At 67.0% G+C, this 25,244-nt stretch carries 24 protein-coding genes; 18 read left to right on the plus strand and 6 right to left on the minus strand.

Annotated elements, in window-relative coordinates; all coding sequences use genetic code 11:
- Nucleotides 1-63 precede the first annotated feature (63 nt).
- The 6 genes from ABH900_RS00910 (at nt 64) to ABH900_RS00935 (ending at nt 6,848) form a co-directional block, all read left to right on the plus strand.
- Nucleotides 64-1,680, plus strand: coding sequence for a ShlB/FhaC/HecB family hemolysin secretion/activation protein (locus ABH900_RS00910; protein WP_429620391.1), 1,617 nt, complete (start codon nt 64-66; stop codon nt 1,678-1,680).
- Nucleotides 1,681-1,718: 38 nt separating this feature from the next.
- The gene (locus ABH900_RS00915; protein WP_429620393.1) at nt 1,719-3,503 is read left to right on the plus strand and encodes a DUF2341 domain-containing protein; all 1,785 of its coding nucleotides are present in this window, start codon (nt 1,719-1,721) and stop codon (nt 3,501-3,503) included.
- 10 nt (nt 3,504-3,513) lie between these two features.
- Nucleotides 3,514-3,927 carry an ExbD/TolR family protein gene (locus ABH900_RS00920; protein WP_005409874.1) on the plus strand — a complete coding sequence of 138 codons (414 nt, stop codon included), beginning with the start codon at nt 3,514-3,516 and terminating at the stop codon, nt 3,925-3,927.
- Nucleotides 3,928-3,966: 39 nt separating this feature from the next.
- A complete protein-coding gene (locus ABH900_RS00925; RefSeq protein ID WP_429620395.1) occupies nt 3,967-4,632 on the plus strand; it encodes a TonB family protein in 666 nt (221 codons plus the stop codon).
- 42 nt (nt 4,633-4,674) lie between these two features.
- Nucleotides 4,675-6,420, plus strand: coding sequence for a putative porin (locus ABH900_RS00930; RefSeq protein WP_429620397.1), 1,746 nt, complete (start codon nt 4,675-4,677; stop codon nt 6,418-6,420).
- Between the two features lie 98 nt (nt 6,421-6,518).
- Nucleotides 6,519-6,848: a hypothetical protein gene (locus ABH900_RS00935; protein ID WP_429620399.1), complete on the plus strand. Its 330-nt coding sequence runs from the start codon at nt 6,519-6,521 to the stop codon at nt 6,846-6,848.
- A gap of 66 nt (nt 6,849-6,914) precedes the next feature.
- On the opposite strand, the gene ABH900_RS00940 is transcribed toward ABH900_RS00935, so the two are convergent.
- The 4 genes from ABH900_RS00940 to ABH900_RS00955 all read right to left on the minus strand — a co-directional run bounded on the left by ABH900_RS00940 (nt 6,915) and on the right by ABH900_RS00955 (nt 9,708).
- The gene (locus tag ABH900_RS00940; RefSeq protein ID WP_429620401.1) at nt 6,915-7,313 is read right to left on the minus strand and encodes an OsmC family protein; all 399 of its coding nucleotides are present in this window, start codon (nt 7,311-7,313) and stop codon (nt 6,915-6,917) included.
- An 81-nt stretch (nt 7,314-7,394) separates the two neighbouring features.
- A complete protein-coding gene (locus ABH900_RS00945) occupies nt 7,395-8,036 on the minus strand; it encodes a hydrolase (RefSeq protein ID WP_429620403.1) in 642 nt (213 codons plus the stop codon).
- Between the two features lie 52 nt (nt 8,037-8,088).
- Nucleotides 8,089-8,769, minus strand: a complete 681-nt coding sequence (locus ABH900_RS00950) for a hydrolase (RefSeq protein ID WP_429620405.1) — start codon at nt 8,767-8,769, stop codon at nt 8,089-8,091.
- A gap of 72 nt (nt 8,770-8,841) precedes the next feature.
- Entirely contained in the window at nt 8,842-9,708 is an 867-nt protein-coding gene (locus ABH900_RS00955) for a pirin family protein (RefSeq protein WP_429620409.1), read from the minus strand.
- 150 nt (nt 9,709-9,858) lie between these two features.
- Between ABH900_RS00955 and ABH900_RS00960 the strand changes: the two genes are divergently transcribed.
- The 11 genes from ABH900_RS00960 to ABH900_RS01010 all read left to right on the plus strand — a co-directional run bounded on the left by ABH900_RS00960 (nt 9,859) and on the right by ABH900_RS01010 (nt 22,113).
- Nucleotides 9,859-10,785 (plus strand): LysR family transcriptional regulator, encoded by a 927-nt coding sequence (locus ABH900_RS00960; protein ID WP_429620411.1) that lies wholly within the window; start codon nt 9,859-9,861, stop codon nt 10,783-10,785.
- 210 nt (nt 10,786-10,995) lie between these two features.
- Entirely contained in the window at nt 10,996-11,499 is a 504-nt protein-coding gene (locus ABH900_RS00965) for an RNA polymerase sigma factor (protein WP_429620413.1), read from the plus strand.
- Nucleotides 11,500-11,581: 82 nt separating this feature from the next.
- On the plus strand, nt 11,582-12,538 hold the full coding sequence (locus ABH900_RS00970) for a FecR family protein (protein WP_429620416.1): 957 nt from the start codon (nt 11,582-11,584) through the stop codon (nt 12,536-12,538).
- Between the two features lie 183 nt (nt 12,539-12,721).
- Nucleotides 12,722-15,844, plus strand: a complete 3,123-nt coding sequence (locus ABH900_RS00975; RefSeq protein ID WP_429620418.1) for a TonB-dependent receptor domain-containing protein — start codon at nt 12,722-12,724, stop codon at nt 15,842-15,844.
- 54 nt (nt 15,845-15,898) lie between these two features.
- The gene (locus tag ABH900_RS00980) at nt 15,899-16,663 is read left to right on the plus strand and encodes a Slam-dependent surface lipoprotein (protein WP_429620420.1); all 765 of its coding nucleotides are present in this window, start codon (nt 15,899-15,901) and stop codon (nt 16,661-16,663) included.
- 90 nt (nt 16,664-16,753) lie between these two features.
- Nucleotides 16,754-18,208, plus strand: coding sequence for a surface lipoprotein assembly modifier (locus tag ABH900_RS00985; RefSeq protein ID WP_429620422.1), 1,455 nt, complete (start codon nt 16,754-16,756; stop codon nt 18,206-18,208).
- A gap of 136 nt (nt 18,209-18,344) precedes the next feature.
- On the plus strand, nt 18,345-18,749 hold the full coding sequence (locus ABH900_RS00990) for a response regulator (protein ID WP_429620424.1): 405 nt from the start codon (nt 18,345-18,347) through the stop codon (nt 18,747-18,749).
- A 9-nt stretch (nt 18,750-18,758) separates the two neighbouring features.
- Nucleotides 18,759-20,345, plus strand: coding sequence for a sensor histidine kinase (locus tag ABH900_RS00995; protein WP_429620426.1), 1,587 nt, complete (start codon nt 18,759-18,761; stop codon nt 20,343-20,345).
- A gap of 69 nt (nt 20,346-20,414) precedes the next feature.
- Nucleotides 20,415-20,756 carry a type II toxin-antitoxin system prevent-host-death family antitoxin gene (locus ABH900_RS01000; protein WP_429620427.1) on the plus strand — a complete coding sequence of 114 codons (342 nt, stop codon included), beginning with the start codon at nt 20,415-20,417 and terminating at the stop codon, nt 20,754-20,756.
- Nucleotides 20,757-20,759: 3 nt separating this feature from the next.
- Nucleotides 20,760-21,386: an AAA family ATPase gene (locus tag ABH900_RS01005; protein WP_429620429.1), complete on the plus strand. Its 627-nt coding sequence runs from the start codon at nt 20,760-20,762 to the stop codon at nt 21,384-21,386.
- A 109-nt stretch (nt 21,387-21,495) separates the two neighbouring features.
- Nucleotides 21,496-22,113, plus strand: a complete 618-nt coding sequence (locus ABH900_RS01010) for a hypothetical protein (RefSeq protein ID WP_429620431.1) — start codon at nt 21,496-21,498, stop codon at nt 22,111-22,113.
- Between the two features lie 84 nt (nt 22,114-22,197).
- On the opposite strand, the gene proP is transcribed toward ABH900_RS01010, so the two are convergent.
- Nucleotides 22,198-23,685 carry a glycine betaine/L-proline transporter ProP gene (proP, locus tag ABH900_RS01015; protein ID WP_429620433.1) on the minus strand — a complete coding sequence of 496 codons (1,488 nt, stop codon included), beginning with the start codon at nt 23,683-23,685 and terminating at the stop codon, nt 22,198-22,200.
- A gap of 525 nt (nt 23,686-24,210) precedes the next feature.
- On the opposite strand from proP, the gene ABH900_RS01020 reads away from it, so the two are divergent.
- Complete coding sequence (locus tag ABH900_RS01020; protein ID WP_429620435.1) at nt 24,211-24,627, plus strand: host attachment family protein; 417 nt, start codon at nt 24,211-24,213, stop codon at nt 24,625-24,627.
- 167 nt (nt 24,628-24,794) lie between these two features.
- Here the strand turns inward: ABH900_RS01020 and ABH900_RS01025 are convergent, their stop codons facing one another.
- Nucleotides 24,795-25,040, minus strand: coding sequence for a hypothetical protein (locus tag ABH900_RS01025; protein WP_429620437.1), 246 nt, complete (start codon nt 25,038-25,040; stop codon nt 24,795-24,797).
- Between the last annotated feature and the right edge of the window lie 204 nt (nt 25,041-25,244).

Genomic DNA, 25,244 nt, shown 5'->3' on the forward strand with positions numbered 1-25,244 from the left:
TCCTGTTGGTAGACCCACGCGCCGCTCCCTGGCCACTCCCTTCGATACGACGCGATGCCTTCGATGACTCCTGTTCCGTGCCGAGCCGTCCGCCTCCCGCTGCGCCTGCATCCGCTGGTGCTGGCCCTGGCGGCGCTGCCGCTGCCCCTGCTGGCGCAGGACGCAGCGCCCGCGCCCAGCGTCAACATCAATGAATACATCGTGCGCGGCAACACGGTGCTCGACCCGCGCCAGATTGAGCGCGCGGTGGAGCCGTTCCTCGGCCCCGGCAAGACCCTGGCCGATGTGGAAAAGGCACGCGATGCGGTCAATGCGCTGTACCAGCAGGCCGGTTACCAGTCGGTCTACGTCGAGTTGCCCGAGCAGCAGGTCAGCGGCGGTGTGGTGCTGCTGAAGGTGCAGCAGACCCCGATCGGCCAGCTGCGCGTAGTGGGCACGAAGCATGAATCACCCGAGCGCATCCGCGAGCGCGTGCCGGCGCTGGCCGAAGGCAAGGTGCCTGACTTCGACCAGGCGCAGAAGGAACTGACCGCGCTGAATGAAGGTGGCCGCCGCCAGGTGATGCCGCTGGTACGCGAAGGCCAGGTGCCGGGCACGATGGATGTCGACCTGCAGGTCGAAGAGAAGTCGCCGTGGCGCGCCAGTGCGGCGCTCAACAACGACCACAGCGCCGATACCGAGAAGCTGCGCCTGAGTGCGTCGCTGGCCTATGACAACCTGTGGAAGCGCGGGCACAGCGCCAACATCGGCGTGTACCTGGCACCGGAAGACACCAAGCAGGCCAAGGTGTTCTCGGCCTCGTACACGATGCCGTTCGACGGCACGCCGTGGAGCCTGGAAGCGTCCGGCTACAAGTCCGACAGCCGCGTACTCAATGCGGGGGGGCAGGTCGGCACGGGCAGTGGCACCAATGTGATCGGCAACGGTCATTCCATCGGGCTCAAGGTCAATTATCGCCTGCCCGGCAGCAGCCAGTGGTGGCGCCAGCTCAGCCTCGGTGTGGACTTCAAGGACACCGAGGAAGACACGCAGATGGGCAAGGACAGCCTGAAGACGCCGTTGAAGTACGCGCCGATCACGCTGGCCTTCGTGGGCGTACGCCAGGGCGAGCAGGACCAGCTGAGCATCAACACCCAGCTGGTGGCCGGCACCCGCCGCCTGTTCGGCTATGGCAGCGATGCCACCGCCTTCGGCCAGAAGCGCTACTGGGCTGATCCGAGTTTCGTGGCATTCAAGGCCGATGTGGCCAACACCCATACCTTCGGCAGCGACTGGCAGTGGTACGCGCGTGGCTCGCTGCAGGTGACCGACGCACCGCTGGTGTCGGCCGAACAGTTCGCCGCCGGTGGCATGTACACGGTGCGCGGCTATCTGTCGGCCGAGGCTATCGGTGACTACGGCGGCCTGGCCAGCCTGGAATGGCGTACTCCGGCGTGGTCGCTGTGGAGCGGTACCGACCTGCGTGTCTACAGCTTCGCCGACGCGGCCTACCTGCGCCTGCGCCGGCCGCTGCCCGAGCAGCGCGACAAGTACAACCTGGCCTCGGTCGGCCTGGGCGCGCAGCTGCGTCTGGGTGAACACCTGCAACTGCGCCTGGACTACGCCTGGCCCTATGCCGATGGCCCGGTCACGCGCAAGGACGATCCGCGCCTGCATTTCAACATCAGCACCAGTTACTGACCCTGCCCTTGAACATGCGTTCTCCGGAGACCCTTCGCATGGACCGTTTGCTTTCCCGAGTGTTGCTGCTGCTGGCCGCGCTGGTTGCGTTGCCCGCTGCTGCGGCCGATGCCAATTGGTGGCAGGCCGAATGGAAGTACCGCAAACCGATCACCGTCGACGCCGGCCCGCAGGGCGCGGGCCTGGCCGGTGATCCGGGCCGGACGCCGCTGCTGCTGCGCCTGCACACCGGCAACTTCGGTTTCGATGGCACCCAGGATGCGGGCAACGACCTGCGTTTCGTCTCGGGTGATGGCCGCACCGTGCTGGCCCACCAGATCGAACAGTTCGACCCCAAGCTGGGCCTGGCCCTGGTCTGGGTGGACGTGCCGGCGGTCAGTGCCGCCGCGCCGCAGACGATCTGGATGTACTACGGCAACGAGAAGGCGCCGGCCAGCGGCAATGGCCAGCAGGTGTTCGACCCGGACTACACCTTGGTCTACCACTTTGCCGAAGCCAATGCGCCGGCGCGTGACACTACCGCCTATGGCAATAATGCCGGTGCCGTGGTGCCGCCGTCCGAGGGTTCGGTGATCGGACGCGGTGTGCAGCTGGGCGCGGGCCCGCTGCCGCTGCCGGCCAGCGCCTCGCTGGCGCAGGAAGCGGGTTCGCCGCTGACGATCTCGGCCTGGATCAAGCCCGGCAGCAACAACGCCGCGCAGGCGATCTATGCCCGTCGCGACGGCACTGCCGAACTGGTGCTGGGCATCGAGAACCGCGTACCGTTCGTGCAGCTCAACGGCCAGCGCAGCACCCCGGCGCAGCCGATTCCGGAAGGGCAGTGGGCGCACCTCGCGTTGACCGCAGAGAAGGGCGCACTGCAGCTGTACCTCAATGGCCGTGTTGTCGCCCAGCTGAGTGGCGAGCTGCCCGCGTTGAATACCGCACCGGTGGTGGGCGCCGATGCACCTGGCGCGACGCAGCCGCTGGCCAATTTCGAAGGTGCGCTGGATGAGCTGCGCATCTCGCGGGTCGCACGCCCGGCCGCCCTGCTGCTGGCCGACGCCACCGCGCAGGGTGCCGATTCGCGATTGATCAGCTACGGTGCCGACGAGCAGTCGGCCGGCCAGAGCCATTTCGCCTTCATCCTCAAGGCGATGCCGTTCGACGCCTGGGTGGTGGTGGCCATCCTCGGCCTGATGATGCTGCTGTCGTGGGCGATCATGATCGCCAAGGGGCGCCACTTCGGACGCACCAGCAAGGCCAATGCAGCGTTCACTGAGAGCTTCGGCAAGCTGGGCGGCGTGCCGCTGCGCACGCTGTCCGACATGGATCGCCAGGGCAAGGCACCGACCGCCATGCACGATGGCTCGTTGTGGCGCATCTACCAGGTCGCCATCGATGAAATGCAGCAGCGCCACCAGCGCGATGGCAACAGTGGCTATCTGAGCGGGGCCACCATCGGCGCCATCCGCGCGTCGATGGATGCGGTGATGGTGCGCGAGCAGGAGGCGATGGCACGGCGCATGAACTGGCTGTCGACCACCATCGAAGGTGCACCCTATGTGGGCCTGTTCGGCACGGTGATCGGCATCATGCTGGTGTTCGTGGTGGCGGCGATGGCCGGCGCGGTGGACATCAACTCGGTGGCGCCGGGCATGGCGGCGGCGCTGCTGTGTACGGCGGCCGGCCTGGGCGTCGCGATTCCGGCGCTGTTCGGCTACAACTACCTGGGCGCGCGCGCCGAGGCGATCGGCGCAGACATGGCCGTGTTCATCGACGAGTTCGCCGCGCGCCTGGCCGAAGAGCAGGACGGGCGCGGCCCGGCCGCGGTCCAGGGCTGAGGGGCGCGCCATGGGCCAGAAGGCGAAGTTCGGCATCAAGAAGCGCGAGAAGGGCATCAACGTGACGCCCTTCGTCGATGTGCTGCTGGTGGTGCTGGTGATCTTCATCCTGACCAGCAACGCCTCCATTCCCGGCATCGAGGTCAACCTGCCGAAGGCCAGCAACAGCGTGGCGCTGGAGAAGCCGAAGACCAAGGCGATCACCATTGATCCCAGCGGCCAGGTGTTCCTGGATGCCTACCCGGTGACGATGGCTGAGCTGGAAGACCGCCTGCGCACCGAACGCGCGACCACACCGGATTTCCCGGTGATCGTGCGCGGTGATGCGCAGGTGCAGTACGCCCGCGTGGTCGAAGTGCTGGACCTGCTGCGGCGTCTGGAGCTGGCCCAGGTCGGCCTGGTCACCGGCAAGGCGCAGGGCTGAGGCATGACGGCCCATCAACCCCCTCGGCCGGAGCCCGGCATGCGCGGTCGCCAGTTGCTGGTGACCGTGGCGCTGGTGCTGGCCGCGCTGCTGGTGCTCGGTATCGCGGTGTGGTGGCTGCTGTTCAAGGACACCGCCAGCACCCGCCGGCCGGTGGTTCAACCACCGATGCTGGCGTTGCCGCCACCGCCACCACCGCCCCCGCCGCCCCCAGAGAAGCCGCCGGAGCCGGAAACACCGCCAGAAGAGACGATGCCCGAACCGGAGCCGCTGGATCAGCCGACACCGGCTGAAGAGCCGACGCCGACCCCGGACAACGCCGACCCGGTGACGATGAATGCCGATGCGCAGGCCGGTGGTGACAACTTCGGCATCCAGTCCGGCAGTGGTGGAGGTTCGTCCGGCGTAGGCCGTGGCGGCGCCGGCAATGCCACCTATGGGCGCTACCTGGGCTACCTGATGCAGCAGGCGATTGCGCGCGATGACAAGGTCAAGCGCCTGGCGTTCCAGCTGCAGGTGAATGTGTGGCTGGCCACCGACGGTCGCCTGGAAAAGGTCGAGCTGGTGCGCGGCAGTGGCAACGAGGAGGCCGATGCGGCCGTGCTCGATGCGTTGCGCCGCATCGGCAAGGTCGACCAGGCACCGCCGCCGTCGCTTGATTTTCCTGCCCGCGTGCTGATCCAGGGCCGTCGGCCCGGTGCCTGATTCCCGACTTCCGTGATTTCCCTTCTTTCAATGAGAACCGTGATGAACGACCACGTCCGCGCACGAACCGACTCCCGCCGCCCGCGGCCGGCCCGACGGGCGCTGCTGTGCTGCGCCGTGCTGCTCAGCCTGGCCGCACCGGCCGGTGCGATGGCCGCCGAAACCACGATGGTCAAGCTGATCAAGGGCCTGATCGCCAGCGGCGCACTGAAACCCGAAGACGGCCAGGCGCTGCTGGTGCAGGCAGAAGCCGAAGCGGCCGCTGCACAGCGCACGGCCGTGAGCGGTGCTGGCGCCGCCAGCGGAGGCATCGCGCTGGAAGCCGGCGACGTGCGCGTGCCGTATGTGCCGCAGAGCGTGCGCGACGGCATCCGTGACGAGGTGCGCCAGGACGTGATGGCGCAGGCCAAGTCCGAAGGCTGGGCGGCGCCGAATGAAGTGGCCGAGTGGACCAAGCGCATCAAGGTCACCGGCGATGTGCGCGTGCGCAGCGAGTCGCGTTTCTTCTCCGAGCGCAACAGCGACATCGAGACCAACTGGGCGTCGATCAACGCCGGCAACGGTTTTGACACCAACACCAATACCAACCTGCAGCTGCCGCCGTTGCTGAACTCCCGCCAGGACCGCCGCAACCTGTGGCGGATCCGCGCCCGCCTGGGCATCGAGGCGATGATCGGGCAGCACACCACGGCCGGGGTGCGCCTGGCCAGCGGCAGCAGCAACGGCCCTGTGTCGACCACCGAGCAGCTCGGTGGCGGCCTGAGCAAGAAGGACGTGTGGCTGGACCAGGCCTGGCTGGCCTACAGCCCGGCCGACTGGGTGACCGTGCGTGGCGGCCGCTTCGGCAATCCGTTCTGGACCAGTGACACGCTGTTCTCCAACGACCTCAACTTCGATGGCCTGGCGGCCAACCTGAAGTACGACCTCGATGATGGTGGTGTTGAGCTGTTTGGCAACCTGGCGGTGGTGCCGCTGGAGTACACCTCCGACAGCTCGCCCAGCCAGAGCCGGGTCAAGACCCCGAACGAGAACAAATGGCTGTCCGGCGCGCAGGTGGGCGTGAACTGGCGCTTCAACGATGACAATGCGCTGCGTGCGGCGCTGGGCTACTACGATTTCAAGAACATCAGCGGTCGCCTGTCTTCGCCGTGCGCGCTGTACGCCGGCGCCGTGGGCTGCGACACCGACTGGTCACGCCCGGCGTTCATGCAGAAGGGCAACACCCTGATGCTGATCCGCGACATCGCGCGCAACCCGCTGGATCCGGCCAATACGCCGACCCCGCAGTACGTCGGCCTGGCCTCGGCGTTCCGCCTGGCCACGCTGAACCTGCGCTGGGACACGCAGCTGGCGCAAGGCATCGGCCTGCGCCTGGACGGTGACTACATCCGCAACCTGGCCTACGACAAGCAGGCAATGTTCAGCCGCGCCAACAACGGCATCGTCAACAACTACGGCGCCGGTGGCGCCGCCAGCATCGACACCTTCCGCAGTGGCGACACGGCATGGATGGTCCAGGCCACCTTCGGTGCCGCCGAACTGAAGGAGAAGGGCCAGTGGCAGGCGCTGCTGGGCTACAAGCACATCGAGGCCGATGCGCTGCCCGATGCCTACAACGATCCGAACTTCCACCTGGGCGGTACCAACGCGCGTGGCTATTACGTGGGCGGCGCCTACGCGCTGGACGCGCGCAGCTGGATCAGCGGCAAGTGGATGGCGGCCAAGGAAGTGTCCGGCTCGCCGCTGTCCATCGATGTGTTCCAGCTGGAGTTCAATACCGGCTTCTAGGTGGCGGGCGTGATCTGGATCACGCAAGGCGTGGCGGGGGCGCTGCGATGCGTCCGTCTATGGAAAGGAGACCACGCGTTGTTCAAAAGGAGGAGTGGATGAGCCGTCGCAAACTGTTCGAGAGTCCCGAGCCGTCCAGCCAGTTGCTGGGGCTCGGGCCGGCCTACGTTTCGGTGGAGGGGCTGCGCCAGCATCTGGCGGAGTTCCTGCTGTACGCCGGTCGGCCGGTGGTGATCATGCGTGGGCGCAGCGAAGTGGGCTACTTCCTGCCGGCGCGCTGCTGGCGCCAGCGTGACGACGATCCGCTGGCGGCGGCGGCCGCCGATCAAGTGCTGGACGCGGCCGGATTCCAGGTCGAGGACATCCAGCAGGTGGAGCAGGAGTTCAACGCGATGCGCCAGCGCACCGTGCTGCATTCACGGCGTTGAGCCAGGGGCGCCGGGCCATGCCCGGCGAGCTTGGCCCGGGTAGATCCACGCCATGCGTGGATGGGGTTACGCTGCGCTCCCGCGCTCGCTGGTGATCCGCGCACCTTCGCGCATCACCAGCGTCACCGGGGTCTTCTCCACCACCTCCAGCAGCCGCTGCCACTGCGCATCGCTCAGCCCGGCGCTGGCATGCAGCACGCGATGCACATGGAAACGCCCATCCTCATCGCGCTCCGAGCGCAGCTCGGCATGGAACTCGCCCAGCTCCCAGCCCTTGCGCTGTGCATACATGCGCAGGGTGATGGCGGTACACGCCGCCAGCGAGGCCAGGTAAAGGTCGAACGGCGCGAAACCGGCGCCCTGGCCACCCAGTGATGCCGGTTCGTCCGCGTCCACATCGAAGCGGCCATTGCTGATGTGGTGCAGGTAGTTGTCGGCGGTTGAAACAATACGGGCGTAGGCCATCGCAGTCCGTCTCTGTAGGGTCGAGCCATGCTCGACTACCGGAAAAGAGCGGCGCCAGCCAAGGCCCACGCCGCCACGGAATCACTCGGTACGATCGTACGAGAACTGGATGCCGGCGGTACCACCGGTCTCGATGAAGAGGTTCATGAACGCCGGCACCGTCTCCGAACGGGCCCAGTCGCGCTGCAGTTCGCAGAACAGCTGCGGCACGCTGATCAACTGGCCGCCGGCCTGTTCGATGCGACGCAACGCGGCATCGTGCGCCGCCAGCGAGGTGCCGCCCACCGCATCCACCACCACGTATACCTCATAGCCTTCCTTCAGGGCATCCAACGCCGGGAAGGTCAGGCAGGCCTCGGTCCACAGCGCGGTCATGATCAGCTTGCGGCGGCCGGTGGCCTCTACCGCCTTGCGGAACTCGACGTCCTCCCACGAGTTGATGGTGGTGCGGTCGTACGTGGGATGGTCTCCCAGCACCTTGCGCAGCTGCGGGATCGGCGGCTTGTTCAGGCCGGTCCTGACGTTCACCGTCGAATGCACGATGGGAAGCCCGTAGGCCACGGCCGCCCTGGCGGTGCCGACGATGTTGTTGACCAGCAGCTGGCGGTCCATCGAAGCGATGGAGTTCACCTGCACCGGTTGGTAGTCGATGATGATGAAAGCGGAATTCTGCGGGGTCAGCAGGTGGTCGCTGGCCGGGTCGCGGATCGGTTCACTGGACATGGTGGGTCTCCTGTTCGGGGGAGTGCCGGCGATCGGCCGGCACCGGGGCAACTCAGCTGCGCTGCGAATCCAGCTGTTCGTGGTTCTTCTGCACGTCCTGCGCCTTCAGGTAGCTTTCGATCAGCAGCTGGTAGTTCGGGAAGATCTTCGTGTAGATCTCGGCCCACTGCTGGGCATCGTCGCGGTTCCAGCTGCGCTGGATCTCCGAGGCCACCGCGGCGGTGTCCATCGGTACCACGCCGGCCTGCACCACCCGGGCCAGGGTGATCTCCTGGGCCATCTTCGAGTAGGTGCCAGAGGCATCGACGACCGCGAACACCTGGTAGCCGTCGGCCACCGCGGCGATCGCCGGGAACGCCATGCACACGCTGGTGATGGTGCCGGCGATGATCAGCTGCCGGCGGCCGGTGGCCTTCACCGCGGCCACAAACTCCGGGTTGTCCCAGGCGTTGATCTCGCCCTTGCGCGCCACGTACTGCGCATGCGGGGCGGCATCGTGGATCTCGGGAATCAGCGGGCCGTTCGGGCCCTGCGGTACCGAGGCCGTGGTGATCACCGGCATCTTTGCCAGCGTGGCCATCGTCGCCAGTGCAGTGGCGTGGGCACGCACCGCGGTGAACGGCATGTCGCCGATGGTCTGGAACAGGCCGCTCTGGTGGTCGATCAGCAGCATCGCGGCATTGTCCGGATCGATCACCGGGCGGGCACCGTTGAAGTGGGCGGGGGTACTCATGGTCAGGCTCCTGGGGAGGGCGGGCGATGGCCCGAGGGTTGCGGCGGGTCAAGGCCCGCCGCGTTGTCGTGCTCAGTGCGCGATCTGGCCGAAGCGGCCGCTGTTGAAGTCATTGACCGCCTGTGCGATCTCGGCCTGGCTGTTCATCACGAACGGGCCATAGCCCACCACCGGCTCGTCGATCGGCTCGCCGCTGAGCAGCAGCACGGTGGCGTCGCTGTCGGCGTCGACGAACACGTCCTCACCGCTGCGGTCGAAGGTGACCAGCTGCGCTTCGCCGACCGGCTGGCCGCCGTTGATCCGCACCGAACCCTTCAGTACCACCAGCGCCAGGGTGCGACCGTCGGCCACCGGCAGTTCGGCGGGGCGGCCCTGCTGCAGGCGGATGTCCCAGACATCCATCGGTGTGTGGGTGCGGGCTGGCCCCGCGTGGCCATCGAAGCGGCCTGCGATGACGCGGACGCGGCCGGCGGCATCGGGCAGATCCACCGAGGGAATCTCTGCGTCGAGGAGGGTCTGGTAGCCCGGTGCGCCCATCTTGTCCTGTGCCGGCAGGTTCACCCACAACTGGACCATGTCCAGCGTGCCGCCACGCCGGCTGAACTCCGGGGTGTGGAACTCCTCGTGGAGGATGCCGGAGGCGGCTGTCATCCACTGCACATCGCCCGGGCCGATGGTGCCGCCGGCACCGGTCGAGTCGCGATGGGCGACCTCGCCCTCATAGACGATGGTGACCGTCTCGAAACCGCGGTGTGGATGCTGGCCCACTCCGCGCGGTGTATCGGTGGGCGCGAAGCTGTACGGGCCAGCGTAGTCCAGCAGCAGGAACGGGCTCAGGTGCTGGCCATGGGTGTTGTAGGAAAACATCGAGCGGGCGGGGAATCCATCGCCGACCCAGTGCGGGCGCGGGGCGCTGTAGGTACCGGTGACACGCTTCATGGCGATCTCCTGGCCGGGGATGCCGGCCGCTGTTGTTCGGTGTGGAGACGATATCGCCGCGACAATGGGGCCAGTAGATGGTGAAATTTGCCGTCATAGTCCTATCTGGTGAACAATGGCACCAGGCGTCAGGCCACAGGAGATCGCCCCGTGTTCATCGCTGATATCCGCCGTTGTGACCTCAATGACCTGTTCTACTTCGCGATGGTGGTCGAGCACGGGGGCTTCTCGCAGGCCGGCCGGGCGCTGGCCATGCCGAAGTCGAAGCTGAGCCGGCGCATCGCGCTGCTGGAGGAACGGCTGGGCGTGCGCCTGATCCAGCGTTCGACGCGGCGCTTCTCGGTCACCGAGGTTGGCCAGGACTACTACCGCCATTGCAAGGCAATGCTGGTGGAAGCCGAAGCGGCCGAAGAAGCGATTGCGATGTCGCGCGCCGCGCCGCGCGGGACCATCCGCCTGGCATGCCCGATCGCGATCCTGCACGCGCGCGTCGGGGTAATGCTGGCCGACTTCCTGGCTCTGCACCCGCAGGTGACGGTGCAGCTGGACGCCACCAACCGCCGTGTCGATGTGGTGGGCGAGGGCGTGGACGTGGCGATCCGCGTGCGGCCGCCGCCGCTGGAAGACAGCGATCTGGTGGTGCGCGTGTTGGCCCGCCGCGCGTGGTGCACCAGTGCCAGCCCGGCATTGCTGCAGCATCTGGGTACACCGCAGGTGCCGGCCGACCTGGCGCTGATGCCGACCGTCGATCTGGCATCGCCCAGCCAGCCGCATGTCTGGGAATACACCGGGCCGGACGACGTGCAGGCCAGCGTGCACCACCGCCCACGGCTGATCAGTGATGACATGATCGCGCTGCGCGCAGCGGCCGTGGCAGGCGTTGGCCTGTTGATGCTGCCGAGGATGATGATCAGCGACGAACTGGCCAGTGGTGCGCTGGTGCCAGTGTTGCCGGAGTGGCAGCCGAAACAGGGCATCGTGCATGCGGTGTTCCCTTCGCGGCGCGGGCTGCTGCCGGCGGTGCGTGCGCTGATCGACTACCTCGCCGAACGCTTCGAGGCGTTGCAGGAACCGTAGGCCTGCCATCCACGCATGGCGTGGATCTACTGAACCTGTCGCCGCCCAGTAGATCCACGCCATGCGTGGATGAAGCAAGCCCACAGTAGATCCACGCCATGCGTGGATGATGTTCGGGACGCCGCTTGCCGCGTGCGGCCGCGCAGCCCACAATCCACGTCCGGACCGTCGCCATCACGCCCATCATTCCCCGGTCCGGCCTTGGCACCTATGTCTCCCAATGCCCTGGCGCTGGTCGAGCTGCTGATCCGCGAGCGCCGTGCGTTGTCACGCTTCATCGCGCGCTACCTCGACCCGGCCAGTACCGAGGACACCCTGCAGAACCTGTACCTGAAGGCCAGCAGCGTGCCCGGCGATCCCCCCATCCTGGAGCCGCGCGGCTATCTGTACCGCATGGCCTACCACCATGCGCTCAACCGCAGCCAGGCCGACGCCCGCGAACGGCGTGCGATGGCCGAGTACGCGGTCGACGTGGCCGAGGCCAGTCGCGATGGGGAGGCGCAGGCGCTGGACCAGGCGCAGCTGCGCGAGATCACCCGGACCATCCTTGCGTTGCCGGCGCAGGTGCGCGAGTGCTTCGTGCTCAACCGTTACCTGGGGCTGAGCGAGCGCGAAATCGCCACCCGTCTGGGCATCTCCAAGAGTCTGGTCGGCAAGCACGTGCTGCGCGCGGCGCTGCTCGTCCAGCAACACCAGCAGGGAATGCGCCGATGAAGGGCGATTGCCGTGGGCAGATCGCGCCCGCCGTTGTCTCAACTGGAAAGCGCACCCGTTCGCGGTGCGGCAGGCCACAACCATGACCACGTCCGAACCCTCGCCGCGTCAGGCCAGGCAGGCGTTGCGCTGGGTGATCCGGTGCAGTGCAGGCCCGCTGCCGGAACGCCAGCAACATGCCCTGCAGCGTTGGCTGCGGGCCGATCCGCGCCATGCGCTGGCCTGGCGCCAGCAACAGGCGTTCTGGCAGGGGCTGGATGCGGCAGGGCCCGATGTGCTGGCCGCGTTGCCCGAGCTGACTGCCGATCATGCAGGGTTGCGTCCCATCGCACCGCGCCGCAGGCTGCCGTGGCTGCTGGCCAGTGCCGCGGCCGTGGTGCTGATGGTCGCGGCCGCACCGCAGGCGCTGCTGCTGGCGCGCAGTGACCTGCGCAGCGGCGCCGCGCCGCGCGTGGTGCAGCTGGAAGATGGCAGCACGGCCATACTGGATGCAGGCACGGCGCTGGCGCTCGACTTTGGCGGCCAGCAACGCCGCCTGCGCCTGCTGCGCGGCCAGGCCTGGTTCCAGGTGGCCCACGAACAACGTCCGTTCCAGGTCGAGGCCGCTGGCGGCCAGGTGCGCGATATCGGCACCGCCTTCAGTGTGTCGATGCAGGACACCACCGTCACCACCCAGGTCAGTGAGGGCGTGGTCGAAGTGCGCCCCGGCGATGGCAGCGTGCAGCGGCTGCATGCCGGACAGGCACGGGCGTTCCGTGACGGCCGCTGGTTGTGGCCGGTGCAGCAGGCCGAACCGCAGGCGATGGCGCCCTGGCGGCGTGGCGAGGTCGCCATCGACGACGTGCCCGCGGCACAGGCCATCGCCGATCTGGCGCGCTACCGCCGCGCGCCGGTATGGGTGCTGGGCGGGCAGGGCGCGCGCGTACGGGTCAGCGGCCTGTTCCACCTGCAGCAGCCGGAAACGGGCATTGATGCCGTCGCCACACAGGCCGGATTACGCGTGCAGCGGCTGCCCGGTGGCGCGATGCTGGTGTGGTGATTTCCGCGCAACAGGTGGATGAATCGGGCTCGATGAAAAAAACATGAAAAAACCGTGGGCAACCACCACGGCCCGCTGTCTTTAGAGATATAGCCAGAGCGAAACACCGTTTCTCCTCAAGCCAGACACACCACCGGTACCGGATGTGCCCGTGGCTCCGCCCCGCTTGAGGAGTTATTGTCCATGCCGTCCACGGCATCTGCCTGTCATCGCCGCGCCACCGTCCTGGCCCTGGCCATCTCCACCGCACTGCTGCCGTTGGCCTGGGTGCCGGCCGTACGGGCACAGCCGGCGGTCGTTGCGCCATTGCGCTCGTACGCCATTCCGGAACAACCGCTGGCCGATGCCGTGCGCGCCTTCGGTCGCCAGGCCGACGTGCAGGTGGTGTTCCGCAGTGACCTGGTGGAAGGGCGCCGCTCCAGCGCGGTGCAGGGCGAATACAGCCAGATGCAGGCGTTGCAGCAGCTGCTGCGCGATAGTGGTGTGCGTGCCCAGCGCGGCATGGACGGCACGTGGAGCCTGCGGGCTGCCGCGCAGGCGGGTGAAGGGGAAGGGGTGCGGGTGACCGAAACACTGGACGTGGCCGGTCGTCTGCAATCGGAAGGGGGCGAGGCCCGCGATCGGCGCGGCTACGACGATGTGTTCGCGCTGGACCTGACCACGGCGTATTCGGGGCGCGACCGGGTGGAGCGCTACCGTGGCTCCAACCCGGCCGACGTGGTCAAGGATCTGGTCGGCGTGTTCAGTGGCGATGCGCGCAACAGCGGTGCGCTGGACATCAACATCCGCGGCATCCAGGGGCCGGGGCGGGTGCCGGTCAGCATCGACGGTGGCGAACAGGCGCTGACCGTCTGGCGCGGCTACAACGGCGTCAGCAACCGCAACTACATCGATCCCAACCTGATTGGTGGCATCCAGGTCATCAAGGGGCCAGGGCTGGTGCGCGATGTGCACAGCGGGATCGGTGGCGCACTGGTCATCAAGACCATCGACGTCGATGACATCGTGGCCGCCGGCGAGCGTTTCGGCGGTGAGCTGAAGATCGAGGGCAGCAGCAATGCGGTGGCGCCGCGCGTGCCTGGCCTGCATACCGGCCAGGACTACCGCACTGTGGACGGCTTCCCGCAGGGATCGCCGGCCTCCCCCTATGATGACCGCACGCTGGTGGTGCCGGTGAAGTCGCGCAGCGGCAACAACCCCTTCGATGGCGAGGATCAGGCCTGGCGCCTGGCGCTGGGCGTGCGCGGTGACAACGTCGACCTGATGGCCGCCTATGCCTGGCGCAAGCGCGGCAACTACTTCTCCGGCAGCAAGGGCAGCGCTTACTACGACCAGGACCCGCGCGAGCAGTACGAGTACCAGGGCATCGACTACATCACCACGCTGGCACGCTACTTCAAGCCCGGCGATGAAGTGCCCAACACCTCCAGCGAACAGGAATCGTGGCTGGTGAAGGGTACCTGGCAGATCAACGACGACCAGCAGCTCAAGGCCACCTGGCGGCGCACGCTGTCGCACTATGGCGAGATCATGCCGTCGCGCATCCTGTCCGCGCCGGACTACGGGCGTATCCAGTGGCCACTGAGCCGCGTCGATTCCGATGCCTGGAACCTGGAATATCGCTGGCAGCCGGCCGGCAGCCGCTGGCTGGACCTGTACGCCAACCTGTGGCGCACCGAAACCGAGAGCGACACCTACACTGCAGGCGGCTTCCCCAACTTCGCCACCGGCAATCCGGCGGTGGACCCGCAGCGCAATCCGATCCTGCGCAACACCGCGCTGGCCAACGCGCGCAACGACCGCACCGGCTTGATCCTGAGCAACCGTTTCGCCCTGCATTCCAGCCTTGACCTGACCGTAGGCGGCAACTGGCAGTACGAGAAGCTGGGTTCGCGCGACCCGTACTTCGGCACCAGCGATGGCTGGCGCATGTTCCCGCGTGCCGGCCGCCGCCAGGAAGGCGAGGGCTATCTCAACCTGGAATGGCGTCCGTTCGAGTTCCTCACCCTGGCCGCCGGCGTGCGCTACAGCCGCTACTGGGCGTTCGATGACTTCCTGCAGGCGCATCCGGAACTGCTGACACGCGGCGTGGGCAGCAAGCAGGCCACCTATCGGGTCAACGAACTGCCGCAGCGCCCGGCCAACGTGCAGGCGCAGGTCGACTCGCTGGAGGCCGAGCGCGGCTTCTGGGAGAGCATCGGCATGGGCTGGTTCGTCGATGATGCGATCCGCGGCCTGCTGCAGAACTACCAGACGCCGCAGCCGGTGGAGCACAGCATCGCGTGGCTGCCTGATGCCAACGGCAACTATTCGCGCGCCACCAACCCGTGCCTCAATGGTGAGGTGGCGGCCATTCCCGGCGCGCTGCCGCTCTATGCCGGCAGCGACCTGGTCTGCAACATTGGCAACACCGTGCAGTCAAGGCCGGCGGACGGGCGCAACATGCGCCGTCGCGACCATGCCTGGCTGCCCAGCTTCTCGGCCACGGTGAACCTGTCGCCGGCCGCGCGCGTCTACCTGCGTTACAGCGAAGCGGTGCGCTTCCCGAGCATGTTCGAAAGCACCATCGCCTTCTCCAGCAGCCTCAATCCGCTGTACGCGCTGAAGCCGGAGCATGCCTACAACTACGAACTGGCCTACGTGCACAACCTGTCGGGGCTGTTCGACAACACCGCCGACGCCGACGTGAAGCTGTCCTACTACGTGCACAAGACCCGCGATGTGATCGAGCGCGATGCGTACTTCCTGTTCGACAACATCGACAAACAGACCATCCGTGGCATCGAGCTGCAGGCACGTTTTGACAACCGGCGCTTCTTCACCGACCTGGGCATCGCGCGCACGCTGGAAAACGAAGTGTGCGACGAGAGCACCGCCGTGCTGCTCGACGCGAATCGTGGGCTGGTGCCCAACTGCGTGCAGGATGGCTTCGTCGGCGGCTACCTGCTGACCCAGGCCATTCCCAAGCTGTCGGTGAACGTGTCGCTGGGTACGCGCCTGTTCGACGAGCGGCTGGAACTGGGCAGCCGCATCGTGCATTACCAGCGGCATGACAACCCCGATCTGCAGGCCTATCGCGACCGTCTGCTGGCCGGTGGCAGCAGCCTGCTCTGGCAGAACGTGCCGTTCACCTGGGGAAACATCACCACCGTTGATGCCTATGCGCGCTGGCGCTTCAACGAGCACGCCAGCGTCGAGCTGGTCGGCAGCAACCTGGGCAACCGCTACTACGTCGACCCGGCCACGCGCTCCACGCTGCCGGCACCGGGCCGTACCCTCAAGCTCGGCATCACCGCACGCTTCTAAGCGTTCCGTTTCAAGTGTTGTACCCGTAGTTTCCTCAATCCAAGGAGCAATACCATGAAGATGATCTCCCGTTCGGCTCTCGCCGTTGCCGCCACCTTCGCCCTGGTGGGCGCTGCGCACGCAGCGGACATCGTCGGTGCGGCCAGCGCCAAGACCGATGCCGAGCTGTACGTCGCCGTCGGCGAGTCGCAGGTCAACGGTGGTCCGCACTCGGCCGGCAAGGCCGGTATCGGTGTGGGTACCGTATCCAACGCCAAGCCGGTGGATTTCCAGGGGCTGAGCCTGTACTCCGGCACCACCACCGTCAACGGCACCAACGTGCGCACGCTGGCCATGCCGATCACCGGCGCGCCGGGCAGCCACGCCGGCATGGGCCACTTCAACTTCGTCAAGGTCGGCAGTGGCGATGTGTGGTTTGGTGAGTGGTCCAAGGATGGTGCCGCCGGTGGTTTCAACAACCGCCAGGTCTACTTCGTCGGTGACCGCACCGGCACCACGCTGCCGGCCGGCGTTGCCACCTACAGCGTTGCTGGCCTGAACAAGTTCAGTGGCAGCAACCTGCTCAGCGGTACCTTCCGCGCCGACTTCGGCAGTGGCAGCCTCAATGGCGCGCTGGCCGGTTCCGGCCTGACTGTGGCCGTCGCCGCCACCATCAACAGCGCCAACGCGTCGTTCGCCGGCAACGCCACTGCCAACGGCACCGTTGCCGGTACCACCCAGGGCCAGTTCTTCGGTGCCAATGCTGCCACCCTGGCCGGTATCGCTACCTTCGCCGGCAACAGCCAGTACGACACCGCCTTCGGCGGCAGCAAGAACTGATCGCCACGCCCCTGACGGGGCAGGGCAGGGACAAGCCGCGATCCGCCAGTCCCTGCTTCGGCCCGCTGCATGCATCACCACGGATCGACCATGCGCCATCCCATGTTTCTTGTGTTCCTGCTGCTGGCCGCCGCCGACGTGCGCGCCCAGCAGGACGATCTACGCCGCGTACTCGAACAGGGCAGCGAGCTGCGCCACCAGCAGCAGGACCAGCAGCGCCTGCAGCAGGCCGAATCGCAACGGCCGACCATTACCATCGACGGGCAGACGATGCGCGTGGAGCGCACGGTCGACGACCTCGGCCAGGCTCTGTACCTGTCGCTGCAACACCAGCAATGGCAGGCCGCCGCTGCATTCCTCGATGAATACCTCGAACTGCCCGGCCACGACCCGCTGCTGCGCCACTATGCACAGGGGGCGCTGGCGCGGGTCGCCGGTGACCACCGCCGTGCCGCACGCGAATACGAAGCGCTGCTGGCGGCGCAGCCGGACTTCCTGCCGGCGCGCCTTGAACTGGCGCGCGTGTATGCCGAAGACCAGCGCGACCGCGAGGCGATGACCTTGTTTGGCGCAATCAGGGACGGCATCGATGGTACCGATCCGGCCACCGCCGGGGTGCGCGCCCGCGTGGACAGCTATCTGGAGGCGCTGCAGGCACGAAGGCGCTGGAAGGGTGCGCTCGCTGCCGGCCCTGCATGGAGCGACAACATCAACCGCAGCTCGGCCAGCCGCACCTGCCTGTTCGGGGTTGGCGACAACTGCATCATCGAACGCACCTTGCCCGATGCGCAGCGCGCCGTGGGCCTGGACTACGATGCGAACCTGGAGCGGCGCTGGGCACTGGCCGGCCATCATGGCCTGTATGTGCGCGGGCTGGCCTTCGGCCAGGCCTGGCGTGGGCACAGCGCGTACAACGAACTCAATGCCAGCGTGCAGGCCGGCTACAGCTGGCGCAGTGCACGGCAGACCCTGCTGCTTGCACCCAGCTACGACTACCAGGCGCTGGGCAATCACGCGCTGCAGGGCGGCAGTGGCGTGCACGCCGAATGGCAGTACACGTTGAACGCGCGCAGCCTGCTCAAGCTGGAGGCAGACTGGAAGCGGCAGCGTTACCGGCAACCGGGGCTGGCCGACAACTACGACGGCGAACTGGCGGCCTTGTATGCCACCTGGTTCCGCGCGCTCAATCCGCGCTGGACGGTGTTCGCTGGCCTGGACCTGACCGACAGCAACGCCGCCGACGCAGCCAACGGCTACCGGCAGCGGGGGCTGCGGCTGGGCGTGGCGCGGCAATGGAGTGGCACCACGGCCACCGTGTTCGTTTCCTTGCGCCACCGCGACTACGACGCGTGGAGCCCGCTGCTGGAGGCGCGCCGGCAGGACGACGAACAGAACCTGATCGCCATCGTACGCAGCGAGCGGCTGGCGGTGGCCGGGCTGGTGCCCAGCCTGAGCCTTCGCTATGCGCGCATCGACAGCTCGGTGGGCTGGTTGTACAGCCACGACCGCAGCCTGCTCAGCCTCAAGTGGGAGCGCGCGTTCTGAACACGCCGCTGCAATGCCGGGGTGAATGGGCCGTGGCCGCTGCCTTCATCCATCATCACGCGCCCTTGTAGCCCGGATCGCGCATCCTGCAGGCATTGCGGCAGCAGTGGGCCGCGTGCATCGAGGAGTGCGGGTCGTGCGGGAAGCAGGCAACAACCCAGAGGGACTGAACGGGCTGAGAGTGCTGGTGGCGGAAGATGAATTCGCCATCGCGATGTTCCTGGTCGACTACCTGCAACTGAAGGGCGCACACGTGGTGGGGCCGGCCGGTGACCTGCAAGCGCTGGGGCAGCTGGTGGATGCAAACCCCATCGACGTGGCGCTGCTGGACATCAATCTTGGTGGTGAGCAGGTGTATCCCCTGGCCGATCGACTGGCCGCGGCGGGAACGCCGTTCCTGCTCACTTCCGGTTACGACGACAATCTGCCCAGCCGTTTCGCTGCGGCTCCGCGTTGCACCAAGCCGTATCACATCGAGGCGCTGGTCCAGCAATTGGCTGGGCTGGTGGCGACGCCGCAGGCTTCTGCGGGCGTCGCCTGATTGCGCGGCATGGCGCGGCCGACCGAAGGCATGCACGCCGCCGACCTTCGTGGTGCGGCGCCCCCTCCATTGCGCCTGAACGCGCGTCACGAAGGCATGGCCGCGCGCATCGCCCGCCATGATTGGGCGGTCACGCCACTGGGTGCCATCGACCGCTGGCAGCCGCATCTGCGCGCCACGGTCGACCTGATGCTGGCCCACGGCTTCCCCATGATCGTGCTGTGGGGCGAGCAGCTGGTGCAGCTGTATAACGACGGCTATGCCGAAGTCCTGGCCGACAAGCATCCTGGCGGGCTCGGCCAGCCGACCCGCGAGTGCTGGCCCGAGGTGTGGCACATCAACGGCCCGCTCTATACCCGCGTCTGGCAGGGCGAGACGCTCACCTTTGAAGACAAGCTGTACCCGCTGGTCCGGCATGGCCGGCTGCAGGACGTCTGGTTCACCATCAGCTACAGCCCCATCCGTGGCGAAGAAGGCCGCATCAACGGGGTGCTGGTAACCATGTTCGAAACCACCGCCGGGCATCTGGCGCTGGTGGCCCGCGAACGTGAGGAGCAGCGTCGGCGCGAGAGTGAACGGCGCCTGGAACTGGCCTTCAAGCTGTTGCCGGTGGGCCTGTGCATTGTCGACATGCAGGGGCGCATGTTGCTCAGCAACGACCAGATGCGGGCCTACCTTCCGAGCGGCAAGGTGCCGTCGGGTGACGCCGAGAACCAGCATCGCTGGCGCGGCTGGCATGCCGATGGGACGCTGATCGAACCGCAGGACTTCGCCATCGCACGGGCCATGCGCGGCGAAACGCTGGTGCCGGGGCTGGAATTCCAGTACCTGCATGACGATGGCCGGGCGCGCTGGACGCGGGTGGCTGCGGCGCCATTGCGCGATGGCGACGGTGAGGTCAGCGGGGTGTTCGCCATTGCCGTGGACATCGACGACCTCAAGCGCGCCACCGAGCGCCAGTCGGTGTTGCTGGCCGAACTGCAGCACCGCGTGCGCAACATCATGTCGACCATCCATGCCATTGCCTGGCGGACGCGCGAGTCGGTCGGCAGCGTGGATGACTATGCCGAACGGCTGTGCGCACGGCTGATGTCACTGGCGCGCACGCAGAGCCTGCTGACCCGCGGTGCCAACGCCGGCGTCTGCCTGCACGGCATGCTTGACGAGGAGATCGCGGCACAGACGCCCGCGGCAGCGGCCTATCGGCTGCAGGGCGAGGACGTGCTGCTGCCGCCGAAGGCGGCCGAAGTGCTGTCGCTGGCGATCCATGAGTTGGCCAGCAATGCGCTGCGGCACGGTGCATTGACCCATGAAGACGGCCGCATCGACGTTTCCTGGCACCTGCAGGTGCAGGACGGGCAGGCGTGGCTGGGCCTGCATTGGTGCGAGCGCCATGCCGAAATCGAGGGCTGGGAGTTGCCGCAGCAGCGCGGCCTGGGCCGGGCCCTGATCGAGCAGCGCGTGCCGTATGAGCTGGCCGGCAGCGGCGAGCTGCGCTTCGGGCCCACCGGCCTGGATGCGTGGATCCGTTTCCCGCTGCGCGAGCGCGACAGCCTGCTGCAGACCGACGCGCCGCAGGCGGGTACAGGGGGCTGAAAGGGTATTTATCCCCAATTTGGCCAAATTGGGTATAGTGGCCTCATCCGCCCTGCCTGGAGCCGTGCCATGACCCTGCCGCTGGATCTGCCTGGCCTTGAAAAGGCCCCGGCCTCGTCGGTGAAAACCCGGGGCTGGCCGAGCCTGATGCGCACCGTGCGCGAGAAGCAGGCGCTGGTGATCACCAACCACAATCACCCCGAAGCGGTGATCGTGGACATCCGCACCTACCAGGAACTGCTGGCCAGGGCCGCTGGCGGAGACGCCGGTGAACGCAGTGAGGAACTGCTGCGCCTGCGCAGCGAGTTCGACCAGACGCTGGCCGGGTTGCAGCGCGGGGAGGGGCTGGGCAAGGTGCTGGGCCAGCCGATCCGGCGCGGCCGCAAGGTCACCCTCGGCCGTCCGCTCTGACCGATGGGGCGCATCCTGGTGCTGGCCGGCGTCAATGGCGCCGGCAAGAGTTCGCTGCTGGGCACCTGGCTGGAAGCTGAGGGGCTGACCTGGTTCAACCCCGATACGTTCACCCGCCGGCTGGTCGAGGCCGGTTGGCCGCTGCCCGAGGCCAATGCCGAGGCGTGGCAGGAGGGCACACGCCGCCTGCGCCAGGCGATGGTCGACGGCACCGACTTTGCCTTCGAGACCACGCTGGGCGGGAACACCATTCCGCGCCTGCTGCGCGAGGCCTGCGAGCGGCAGCAGGTCGCGATCTGGTTCTGCGGCCTGGCCTCGATTGAACTGCACATCGCCCGCGTGGCCGCGCGGGTGGCGGCAGGCGGCCACGATATTCCGGTCGAGAAGATCCACGCCCGCTTCGATTCGGCACGCGAAAACCTGCTGGAGCTGCTGCCGCACCTGGCCGAACTGCACGTCTACGACAACAGCGCACCGGCCGACGCGCAGGGCTGCGTGGTGCCGCTGCCGGTACTGGCGATGGCCGCAGGCGAGTTGCAGTACCCGGTGTCGGTAGCCGAGCTGCTGCATACCCCGGACTGGGCCAAGCCGATCGTGATGCGCGCGATGGAATTGAATACCTCGCGGTAGATCCACGCCATGCGTGGATGCCTTCCACACATCGCGCGACACTGCACCGTGCACGACTGGGCGCCACCGGAGCGGCGGTTAGACTGGCCGCACACTCAAGGAGGATGACATGCACGGACCTGCGATGTTCCGCTCCACTTCGATCTGCCTGGCGCTTGCTGCGCTGGCGCTGTCCAGTTTGACGGCGGTGGCTGCGCCGGCCGCGTCCAAGCGGGTGGTGGCGCCACCCAGCCTTGTACAGGCCTACCGGGCCGCCGAAGCCAGTCTGCGGCGTATTCCCGGTGACGATATCGAATCGGACTTCCGCCCGGTGTGGACGGGTGTTGCCGATCTCGATGGTGATGGTCGTTCCGAAGTTGTGTACTTCTACACGTCGACCTACACAGGTGGCAGCTTCGCGCAAAGCAATGTGGTGGCGGTGATGACGGCGCTGACGGCGAACGATCCACGCGGCCAGGAGAACCCGAAGAGCCTGTCGCGGGTGGATGCCGAGGATTTCGCGGCCATCCGGGAATCAGGCTATGGCGATGATGCTGGCATCCAGATTCCTGGCGCGGTGCAGTCGATCCGAATCGATGGCAACCGGATCATCGTTGCCTTCACCGTTACCGCGGGCGCAACGGTCTGCGAAATTCCCCGCGATTTCCGCCACGTCTGTCCGCCAGACGGAAACTACACCTGGACGCTGCGTTGGACGCCGGGGAAGCTGGCCCGCATCAAGAAGTAGCGCCAGGCAGCGCCGGGCGTATCCACCCGGCGCCACCTGGCCAGCAGATCCACGCCATGCGTGGATCGCGTTCTGTGCCCAGCCTCAGGCCGGCTTCACCTGCTCGGGCTCCGCAACGTCCGGCAACGGCGGCAACGTCGGGTCCACCGTCACCGGCACATCGCTCTTCAGCAACGCCGCCGCTTCCTTCTCGCTGCCCACCGCCGGCGGTGAACCGCGCAGCGGCAGGCCGGCGGTTTCCTTCACGAACAGCATCGTCACCAGCCCGATCACCGCCGCACCCATCAGGTAATAGGCCGGCACCAGCGGGTCGCCGGTGCGCTCCACCAGCCAGGCGGTCACCAGCGGCGTGGTGCCGCCAAACAACGACACCGACACATTGAACGCGATCGACAGCGCGCTGTAGCGCACCGGTGTATAGAACAGCGCCGGCAGCGTGGAGGGCATCGAACTGGTGAAGCACACCAGCGCCAGCCCCAGCAGCATCAGGCCGAGGAAGATCAGCCCGTCGTGGCCGCTGCCGACCAGCAGCAGGCTCGGCACCGCCAGCACCAGCAGCGCGATGCACGCACCGATGATCATGGGGCGGCGGCCCAGCTTGTCACTGAACAACCCGCCGACGATGTTCAACGGCATCATCACCAGCATCACGATGATGATCAGCAGCAGGCCCTTGCTCTCGGCATAGCCCATGGTCACGCTCAGGTAGCTGGGCATGTAGGTCAGCAGCATGTAGTCGGTCACGTTGAACACCAGCACCAGGCCCATGCACACCAGCAGCTGGCGGCCGTGCACCTGGAACAGTGCAGCCAGCCCCGGCCGCTCGTGTTCGCGCTTCTCGGCTTCTTCGGCGAACGCCCGGAAGGCCGGGGTCTCTTCCAGCTTCATGCGCATGTACAGGCCCAGCAGGCCCAGCGGACCGGCCACGAGGAACGGAATGCGCCAGCCCCAGTCCAGCATCTGCCCGCTGCTCAGCAGCATGTGCAGGGCGGTCACCGTACCGGCACCGGCGATGTAGCCGCCCAGCGTGCCGAATTCCAGCCAGCTGCCCATCAGGCCGCGGTTGCGGTCGGTGGAGTACTCGGCGATGAAGGTGGCCGCGCCGCCATATTCACCACCGGTGGAAAAGCCCTGCACCACGCGCGCCAGCAGCAACAGCACCGGTGCCCAGATGCCGATACGCTCGTAAGAGGGAATCAGGCCGATGGAAAACGTGCCCAGTGCCATCAGGATCATGGTGAACGCCAGTACTTTCTGGCGGCCGTAACGGTCACCCAGCGGGCCGAACACCAGCCCGCCCAGTGGTCGCACCAGGAACGCCACGGTGAACGTGGCGAACGCGGCGATCACCTGCGCGGTGGGGTTGCTGGACGGGAAGAACACCTGGCCGATGGTGACGGCCAGATAGCCATAGACACCGAAATCGAACCACTCCATGGCATTGCCGAGCGCGGCGGCGCCCACGGCGCGCTTCAGCATCGGCTTGTCGACAACGGTGATCTCATCGACTTTCAGGTGGCGGCGGCGCTTGAACCAGCCGAAATGGGCATGTGCCTCGGGTGTGTCCTGCATGGGGGCTCCCTGGGAGGTGTGGAAGGGGGAAGGTGGCGGCGCGGATGGAGGCACGCGCACGGCGAGGCACCGCCGCAAGGGCGGAAGCGCAGCAACGGGATCACGATGGCGGCGTAGTCAGCGGCCGGGAATCACAGCGATGCGGGCAGTGCAGGCGACGTACCTGCGGGCGTCATCCGCCAGGGTCCAGCGCGAGGCGATGGATGGGCGAAGCGGGAACATCCGTGACAAGAGCAGGCGTGACAAGAACAGGCGTGACAAGAACAGGCGTGGTCACCGAAGCGCCGGTCGGCAGTGCTTTCCACGTAACCGGTGCGCCCGTTACGTAGTGGGTCGTGTCGATCATCCGTTCATCATAACGGCCGGGGTGTGAGCATGCGGCGAAGCGGGCGGATCTGCACACTGTGTTCCATCACGCTTGTTCATCTGCATGGCGGTGATGACATGCGTTGAACGGAATCTGGCCGCATTGCTCACACGCCGCGCTCTAGGTTGGAGGCGAACGCAACAGAGAAGGAGCATCGCATGACCCGTCGCATTCCCGAAGGTACGCTTGTGGTTGTCGCCGATGGTGGCTCGGCCCGTGTGTTCACCAACGTTGGCACCGATCACCAGCTGACCTTGAAGCAGGAGGGCGAATTGCGCCTGCAGGACATCAGCGAGCAGGGTGTTTCCGGGCAGGGGCCGGCCGGCGCCGTGCCGAAGGACATGTCCATTTCCCAGCTCAATGAAGCCACCTTCGCCAAGCAGGTGGCCGAGCAGCTCAACGACGATGCGTTGAACAACCGTTATGCGCACCTGGTGCTGGTGGCCGACCCGACCACGCTGGGGCGCATCCGGCCGCTGCTGCACAAGGAAACCCACGCGCGCCTGCTGGGGGATATCGCCAAGGACCTGACCAACGCGCCGCTGGCCGATATCCAGAAGGCGGTTGCCGCGTAGGAACCTGGATACCCACCGAGCGGGTTGGGCAACAACCCACGGCGGCAACCGACGGGGTAGAGCCGACTGTTAGTCGGCCAGCGCGCGAAGCGCGGTTTTTTGGCAATCGCAAAGAGCAGTCGACCAACAGTCGACGCTACCCCGTCGATGCCGTCGGCCACCACGCCTCAGTGGTACGTCACCTTCTCCGCTTCCGCCCGCAGTTCCTGCAGCAGGCATCGTCCATGCTGGCTCAGCATGATCATCGCCATGGCAATCTGCTTCGGGTTGTAGCCCATCGGTGCCGGCGGCTTCGGCTCGGGGCCGTACTGTTCACCGATGGGAATGGCCATGCCCTCGGCGCTGTTGAGGGCCTGTTCGATGCGATGGAACAGCGACTCCATGGCCGGGCTGAGCGGACGTTCGGATGTCATGCGATAGCTCCTTGGATAGCGTGGGCCACCGCAAGGGTGGCGGGCGATGCGAGGTTGGAACCCGGAGAAACTGGAGAACTCCGATGGCCAGACGGCCACACGCAGCGCCCGCCGTAGTCACGACAGGCAGTTCTCCAGTTTCATGCGGGGGTTCCAATCCCGGCAGCGGGATATCCGCTGCGCCGCCATCCTGTACGCATCACG

Origin of the sequence: Stenotrophomonas sp. AN71, assembly GCF_050435725.1 — a bacterium.
In the GTDB taxonomy this organism is placed as follows: domain Bacteria; phylum Pseudomonadota; class Gammaproteobacteria; order Xanthomonadales; family Xanthomonadaceae; genus Stenotrophomonas.